Annotated in this window: 5 protein-coding genes and 2 pseudogenes; 3 read left to right on the top strand and 4 right to left on the bottom strand. The window is 56.4% G+C overall.

Annotation, left to right across the window (positions count from 1 at the left end; all coding sequences use genetic code 11):
- The 3 genes and pseudogenes from HBO19_RS27650 to HBO19_RS27640 all read right to left on the bottom strand — a co-directional run.
- A pseudogene (locus HBO19_RS27650) lies at nucleotides 1-709 on the bottom strand (IS4-like element ISPa1635 family transposase); the annotation flags it as partial.
- Between the two features lie 299 nt (nucleotides 710-1008).
- On the bottom strand, nucleotides 1009-2220 hold the full coding sequence (ccmI, locus tag HBO19_RS27645) for a c-type cytochrome biogenesis protein CcmI (RefSeq protein WP_012080656.1): 1212 nt from the start codon (nucleotides 2218-2220) through the stop codon (nucleotides 1009-1011).
- A pseudogene (locus tag HBO19_RS27640) lies at nucleotides 2213-2494 on the bottom strand (cytochrome c-type biogenesis protein); the annotation flags it as partial. The gene ccmI and the pseudogene HBO19_RS27640, both read right to left, overlap by 8 nt.
- Before the next feature lie 113 nt (nucleotides 2495-2607).
- Here HBO19_RS27640 and istA point away from each other — a divergent pair.
- Both istA and istB read left to right on the top strand, forming a co-directional pair.
- A complete protein-coding gene (gene istA, locus HBO19_RS27635; protein ID WP_169990550.1) occupies nucleotides 2608-4107 on the top strand; it encodes an IS21-like element ISPst3 family transposase in 1500 nt (499 codons plus the stop codon).
- Entirely contained in the window at nucleotides 4100-4903 is an 804-nt protein-coding gene (gene istB, locus HBO19_RS27630) for an IS21-like element ISPst3 family helper ATPase IstB (protein WP_010454871.1), read from the top strand. Before istA ends, istB begins: the two co-directional genes overlap by 8 nt.
- Nucleotides 4904-5098: 195 nt before the next feature.
- Here istB and HBO19_RS27625 read toward each other — a convergent pair whose 3' ends face one another.
- Nucleotides 5099-6637 (bottom strand): IS3 family transposase, encoded by a 1539-nt coding sequence (locus tag HBO19_RS27625; RefSeq protein ID WP_008071379.1) that lies wholly within the window; start codon nucleotides 6635-6637, stop codon nucleotides 5099-5101.
- A 395-nt stretch (nucleotides 6638-7032) separates the two neighbouring features.
- Between HBO19_RS27625 and msrB the strand changes: the two genes are divergently transcribed.
- Nucleotides 7033-7476, top strand: coding sequence for a peptide-methionine (R)-S-oxide reductase MsrB (msrB, locus tag HBO19_RS27620; RefSeq protein WP_003464965.1), 444 nt, complete (start codon nucleotides 7033-7035; stop codon nucleotides 7474-7476).
- Nucleotide 7477 lies beyond the last annotated feature (1 nt).

The raw sequence follows: 7477 nt of genomic DNA, 5'->3' as shown, positions 1-7477 counted from the left end.
GGTTGGCCACGAAAAGCTGTGTGTCTTCAACTTGGCCAGAGTGTAGAAACGCTTTGACCTGGGCGTTATAGCCACAGGGCAGGCGCATCAGAAAGTGCCGCTGTTGCTGCGCGAACAGCGCGAATAACCAGTGCCCAGGGTAACCACGGTCAAACAGCGTCAGGCTGTCAGCCGGCAGGTGCTCAAGGTGCAGATGGGCACAGTCGCGCTCGCCGACGGTCAGGGGCACGATCAGGCTATGCAAGGTTTGACCGTCAGCGACTTCGTAGAGTGTGGACAAGCGAGCCATGGGAAAGCCAGAGTGACTGCCAAAGAAGGTCGCCATGGTCGACTCCAGGGGTAAATGCACGGTCGAGCCATCCACCGCGAGCACCCTCAGCCCACGCCACTTCTGACGCAGCCCGAAGCAGTCAATTTGTTGCTGCAGGAGGCGATTGAGACTTTCAAATACCTCGGGGTTGAGCTTTTTGCGCGCTTTGCAGAAGGCCTGCGCAGTGACCATTTGCGTCTCAGTCGACGCCTGATTGAGTACGCGATAGAACTGATCGAGTTCGGTTTGCAGGGCCGTGCGCGGCTGATTGAGCAGGAACAGGACGAGGTTCTTGAAGGTGAGCTGGCGTCGGCGGGTAAAGTCTTGAGGATTCTGGCGGTGGGCGGCGATGAAGGCGGGACAATCGAGCGGGCTGGTTATTTTTTGTACAATTTTCAAGCCAGGGTTTGGCTGGCGGTGTCAAGCGATGCGGTATAGGTAGTCAAAAGGGCTTCTCCCATGCACTGATTTGAGCGCTAATTATATGATATTTATGGATAATTTCCAAAGTTGATGACATTGGTAGCGAACATGCCGGCGTAAATCAGCCAACGGATAAAGTGATCACTGAGCAGCTCAGCCTCCCTTTCCAGTTCGGCTGTTAAAAAAACAACACCGTTGTTTGAAAGCACCAGCAAATCAAGTGCTCACTCTTCTATTTTACAGTACCTGGCAACAGCACTTTGCGGTGCAGTCGATCAGATATCCGGAAGGTTGATCGTAAGCTTCAGCCTAGCGCTCTTCGAATTTAATGTCGTCGAGCTTCGGCCCAACCATTCCCCCGACCTACTCTTCCCTCCCCTAGAGACCCTAGCAGTCACTTGAATCGCGGCTGTCTGCGATAAGGTGTTGCTGGTAACTATTGCATCAGCGCCTGAAAACTCCACCTCGGCCGGCAGACTTGAGACCTTAAGTCGTATGGTAGCGAGAGGTACCTTGGAGCCCGATAGCGTCTGTACGAAAACGAACACACTGTCATCCAAAGCGACCTTTTCGAAAATTTCCGGGGAAATGTCCACCCGTACCTTGAGCGGTGTTGGTGGCAAGCCAGCAACATGGTTAATCGTCAAATTGTTGTTTTTTTCATCCGCTGAAAGACCGTTTCTTGCCTTTCCAATGGCCTGTACTAAAGCAGCGTGTGACGGATGGTCGGAACCCATCTCTGCTAATGCGTGATGCCAATATTTTAAAGCATCTTGGTAACGATGCTCTTCAAACGCAGCCAGACCTATGAGACTCAAGCTCTGGAGCTCACCCGGATTTCCATTTAAAGCTTCATCTGTCAGCGCCTTGATTGGCGGAGACCACATTTTGTTGTTAGAGAAATACAATGCTTTAGCCCACTCGCCTAATAACTCCGGTCGGCGACCGGCCAGTGACACCGTTCGTTCGAACATTCTAGCGGCATCGTCGGGCCTCCCTTGAGCCATGTAGTTTTGGGCCAGGTTATAAGCGTTCTCAGCTGACTCCGGTTGGGCGTTAACCGCGCGTTCCAGACGGTCGTTCATTTGCGCGAGTGAACCGGGAGGCTGGGCGAACTCACGAACCAGCTCGACTTTGTCGCTGGCGCCAAAATGCAGGTACAGCGCGAGCCCCAGCGCCGGTATCAAGAAAGCCACGAATACTGGTAGCGGCTTGCCTGTAGTCGAAAAACGTTCGAGGCCAGCTCCTTCGGTGTCCGCCAGCAATTCGCGGTCCGCCTCAGAGCGGGCACTGTTTTTTTGCGCAGGAGACATCACTCCGTCCCCTTGCTGAAGCTGTAGCTCCGCCAGGCGTTCCTGATACAGCGCCACGTAAAAAGCGGTGCGATCTTCTTCGCTTTGGGCACGACGTACAAACAACACAGGGATTAGCACGAAACTGAGGGCAACCAGCAACAGCAGGCCGACCCATAGCCAGAAATCAATCATTAGATTCTTTACCCAATAGGAGGAGGAGCCGTTGACGCTCTTGGTCAGAAAACACCTCAACATCATCGCCATGCCGACCACGATGACGTGCAACGATCAAGTAAATCACCCACACACCGCCCAACAACAAACCGCCAGGCCCAAACCAGAGCAACCAGGTGTGGCTGTTCAGCTCAGGTTTGTAGCGCACGAATTCGCCATAGCGATCGACCATGAAGTCGATGATCTGCTGATTACTCTGACCTTCATCGAGCATGCGAAAGATCTCTTTTTGTTGCCGCTGACCGAAAACTGACCCAGTAGAGGCTGTTCTGCCGACTGAAAACTGACCCAGGTGTTCAACTGCTTCTGCTCAATTTTTGAGCAGGAGAACACAGGGTGATCAGTATGGAAATGATGGGCAAAATTCGCCGGATGTATTTCCGCGACAAGCTGTCGCTGCATGAGATAGCCAAGCGCACCGGGTTGGCGCGCAACACGATTCGCAAGTGGGTCAGATCACCTGAGGCCAAGCCGCCGGTCTACCAACGCCGCGCGATCTTCAACAAACTCAGCCCTTTTCACGCCACGCTGGAGCAGGCGCTAAAAGCCGATTCGCTGCGGCCCAAGCAACAGCGGCGCAGTGCCAAGGCGCTGTTGGCGCAAATCAAAGCCGAAGGTTATGACGGTGGCTACAGCCAGCTCACCGCGTTTATCCGTGCCTGGCGAGGGGGACAGGGCAAGGCGTCGCAGGCCTTTGTGCCGCTGACCTTTGCTCTTGGCGAGGCGTTTCAGTTTGACTGGAGCGAGGAAGGCTTGCTGGTCGGCGGCATTTACCGGCGTATGCAGGTGGCACATCTGAAGCTGTGTGCCAGCCGTGCGTTCTGGCTTGTGGCGTATCCGAGCCAGGGCCATGAGATGTTATTTGACGCCCATACACGCTCGTTCGGCTCCTTGGGCGGCGTGCCGCGCCGGGGCATCTACGACAACATGAAGACCGCCGTCGACAAGGTCAATAAGGGCAAAGGCCGGGCGGTGAATGCGCGCTTTGCGGTGATGTGCGCGCATTACCTGTTCGATCCGGACTTCTGCAACGTCGCCGCTGGTTGGGAAAAGGGCATCGTTGAAAAGAACGTGCAAGACAGCCGCAGGCGTATCTGGCTAGACGCCCAGGACTGCCAGTTTCACTCCTTCGAGGAACTCAATGCCTGGCTGGGCCAGCGCTGCCGCGCGCTTTGGAACGAGCTGACGCACCCTCAATACAGCGGGCTGAGTGTGGCCGAAGTGCTGGAGTTGGAGCGCGCTGAACTGATGCCTGTGCCAGCGCCATTCGACGGTTACGTCGAGCGGCCTGCGCGGGTCTCCAGCACCTGCCTGGTCAGCGTCGGGCGCAACCGCTACTCGGTGCCGTGTGAGTATGCGGGTAAGTGGGTCAGCAGCCGTTTGTATCCGACGCGAATCGAGGTGGTGGCTGACGACGCGCTGATCGCCAGCCATGTCCGCTTGCTGGATCGCGACCAGGTCAGCTATGACTGGCAGCACTACCTCCCGCTGATCGAACGCAAGCCCGGTGCGCTGCGCAACGGCGCGCCCTTTGCTGATCTGCCGGCGCCGCTGCGTCAGCTTAAGCACGGTCTGGGGCGTCATGCCGGCGGTGACCGGATCATGGCGCAAGTTCTGGCTGCCGTACCGGTCGCCGGGCTCGATGCGGTGCTGGTGGCTGTTGAGCTGGTACTGGAAAGCGGCAGCCTGAGCGCCGAACACATCCTCAATGTCGTGGCGCGCCTGGCCGCGACCGAACCACCACCCAGCGTCGAAACCCACTTGTCGCTCAAGGAAGCCCCCGTCGCTAACACGGCGCGCTACGACCGCCTGCGTGGCCAGACCGAGGAGATCGGTCATGCGTGATTTGATGGCGGAACTCAAGGAGCTGCGCCTGCACGGCATGGCCACGGCCTGGGCGGAGTTGACTGCGCAGGGTGAGTCGAACACAGCCTCGTCCAAGTGGCTGCTCGAACACCTGCTGGAACAAGAGCACACAGATCGCGCCATGCGCTCGGTGAGCCACCAGATGAACATGGCCAAGCTGCCGATGCACCGCGACCTGGCCGGCTTCGACTTCAGCGCCTCCAGCGCAGACGCTCGTTTGATCAGCGAACTGGCCAGTCTGGCCTTTACCGACACCGCGCAGAACGTGGTGCTGATCGGTGGGCCTGGCACCGGTAAAACCCACCTGGCCACTGCGCTGGCCGTGTCCGGCATCACCCGGCACGGCAAGCGCGTGCGCTTCTACTCCACGGTCGATCTGGTCAATCTGCTGGAGCGCGAAAAGCACGACGGCAAAGCCGGGCGGATCGCCCAAGCTCTGCTGCGCATGGATCTGGTCATCCTCGACGAACTGGGTTATCTGCCCTTCAGCCAGGCCGGCGGTGCGTTGCTGTTTCACCTGCTATCCAAGCTGTACGAACACACCAGCGTGGTGATCACCACCAACCTGAGCTTCGCCGAATGGTCGAGCGTGTTCGGCGACGCCAAGATGACCACCGCCCTGCTGGATCGGCTGACCCACCACTGCCACATCGTCGAAACCGGTAACGAGTCCTATCGCCTGCAACACAGTAGCTTGGCGGCCCAGGCCAAGATCAAATCACGGGAGCGAAAGCGTAAGGGCGGCCAGGAACCGGAGGACGATGAGCCGTTCTGATTTCATGGCGACGACGGCCTGCTACATGGCTGCGTGTGGCAGGTCTTAAACAACTGAACTGGGCTAGCGAAGGAGTGGGGGCAACAGCAGCTGCGCTGGTAGACTTATCCACAGTTGCTGGTAACAAAATCAGCAATCCGCCCTGGGTCAAATTTCAATCGGCAGGGTGGGGATGCGGACAAAAACTTGGACTGGTTATGCCGCGAAGCCCAGGCTTTCACGATACTCAATGGGACTGAGCGCGCCGAGGGAAATCTTGATTCGTTTTTCGTTGTACCAGCGAATGTATGAATCCAAGGCCTGAATGAACTGCTCGATGCTCGTTGACTGCCAGTTGCGAGGATAGAACAGCTCCGTTTTCAGTCGGCCGAAGAAACCTTCACAAGCCGCGTTGTCAGGTGAGCAGCCTTTGCGCGACATCGAACGAATCAGCTTCGCATCAGCGATGCGCGATAGCCAGCCGGGCCAGCGGTAGTGAGCGCCACGATCGGAGTGAACAACAGGCCGTTTATCGTTGCTGGCCACCGTTTCGACAGCGGCATCCAGCATCGTGTTCACAAGCTCGGCGTCGGGACGCGTGCCGATCGACCAACTGATTACCTTCCCATCGAAGCAGTCGATCATGGGGGACAGGTACACCTTGCCGGCTGGGATCTGGAACTCCGAGATGTCGGTCAGCCATTTCTCATTCGGAGCTAGGGCCGTGAAGTCGCGGTTGAGGAGGTTTTCCGGCGCCGGACTGATCTCCCCGAGGTAGGAACCGTATCGACGCCGTTTCGGCTTGGCGACGACTAGGCACTCCTGCTTCATCAAGCGCTGCACCACCTTCTCTGAAAGGCGCACACGCTGCCTGCTCAACGAAGCTCGCATCCGACGGTAGCCATAGCAACGATGATTGCGCTCGAATATGTCCGCCATGGCACGACGCGCTTCGGTGTACTTTTCCGCGACCTGCATTCGGGCTCGATGATAGAAATAGGAGCTTCGGGCCAAGCCCAACGCGTCAAGCAGCTCTAGCAAGGAGTACCTCTGCCTTAGGGCATCAGCCAGCAATGTCTTCTCCCGATTGGTCAGGACTTGCCGGTTGATGCCCGTCTCTTTTTTTATGAGTTCATTCGCCCTCATCAACAGGTCATGTTCAAGCTGCAAACGGCGAACATCGAGCTGGAGAGATTCGAGTTGCCGCTGCAACTCCTCTCGTTCCGGTGACGATGAGGGTTCAAGCCGACACTTCATGGATGGGGATACCTCTGGGCCGAGTAGCTGGTTTTTCCAGTTGTACAAGGTCGGCCTGCACACGCCCAGCTTTTGAGCCAGGGCTTTCGCACTTTCTTTTCGCGTGCACAGCGCGATGACCGCTGCCTGCTTCACCGCTGGCGGCCGGGCTAACCCGTCTGAACGACCGACAATACGCGTATGCAACTCGGGGTGCATTTCGTAAATCCAGGCACGCAACGAATCCCGCGCGGGGTAGCCCAACGCCTTGATGGTAGCGGCGATGTTGCGACCGTATTCGAGATAGTGCCCGACAGCCTTTTCCCTTTGGGCCAGTGAGTACTTCGACTTCGAGTTCTCGTAGCCACGCGGCAGGTCGAGGCATCGCTCATACTCTGCGTGCCAGCTCTTCAAAGAGTTCTTCGTCGGGTAGCCCAACTGACGAATAGTTGCCCCGGTTCGCTTGCCCAGTTTGATGTAGAGCTTGACCGCTCGGATACGGTCTTCGTATGAGTACATGAACTACCTCCAGGTAGTCCAAGATTTCCGCCGCATCCCCGGTGGGTCAATTTTCCATCAGCGCCAACACACTAAGCAACCATCAGAAAATTTTGACTGTACGCCAAAAAATTCGCATCTACCAGCATCTAAACAGGCGTTGTTGATTATCATAAAACACTGACACTGTATTATATAATCGTGCTTTTGTGTTATTTTTTTAATATTTACTGATTACGTACTTGCTTAACCACTCAGTTGCGCTAGAATTAATAGACGCGAAATTTAAATCTCTAATTTTCCAACACTTAGTAAAACCTCGTTTGCCATCCCACTACCATTGTAGGAGCAAATCAGGAGACATAAAAAATTAGCGGTAGCGTGCCTGGCCCTCTAGATAAGTATTGGAGACTGTAATGAAGTTTGAAAAGTCACAGACAGCAATCGACCACCTGACTCCCGAGCAACACCGAATTACCCAGGAGGCGGGCACCGAAAGGCCCTTCACGGGCGAGTACAACGACAACAAGGAGCCTGGCATCTACGTCGACATAGTGTCGGGAGAGCCACTGTTCGCTTCGACGGACAAGTTCGATTCGGGTACTGGCTGGCCCAGCTTCACCAAGCCGATCGTTTCGGCAAACGTGAACGAGGTGCGGGACAGCGCACACGGCATGGTCCGGACGGAGGTCAGGTCAGTACACGCAGACAGTCATCTCGGCCATGTGTTCCCCGATGGTCCTTCCGACCGCGGCGGTCTGCGGTACTGCATCAACTCAGCGTCCCTTCGCTTCATCCCGCGCGACGAGATGGAGTCCGAGGGATACGGTGAATATCTCGATCAAGTAGAGGAGGCTTAAC

It is taken from the genome of Pseudomonas sp. WS 5021, assembly GCF_012985535.1.
Lineage (GTDB): Bacteria > Pseudomonadota > Gammaproteobacteria > Pseudomonadales > Pseudomonadaceae > Aquipseudomonas.
Note: the sequence above shows the minus strand (reverse complement) of the source record. Positions and strands in the feature narration are given on the sequence as shown.

Bases quoted from the DNA above. Each gene is read 5' to 3' on its own strand.
- msrB (WP_003464965.1), top strand. From the start codon at position 7,033: ATGAAGTTTGAAAAGTCACAGACAGCAATCGACCACCTGACTCCCGAG.
- HBO19_RS27625 (WP_008071379.1), bottom strand. From the start codon at position 6,637: ATGTACTCATACGAAGACCGTATCCGAGCGGTCAAGCTCTACATCAAA.
- istA (WP_169990550.1), top strand. From the start codon at position 2,608: ATGGAAATGATGGGCAAAATTCGCCGGATGTATTTCCGCGACAAGCTG.
- istB (WP_010454871.1), top strand. From the start codon at position 4,100: ATGCGTGATTTGATGGCGGAACTCAAGGAGCTGCGCCTGCACGGCATG.
- ccmI (WP_012080656.1), bottom strand. From the start codon at position 2,220: ATGATTGATTTCTGGCTATGGGTCGGCCTGCTGTTGCTGGTTGCCCTC.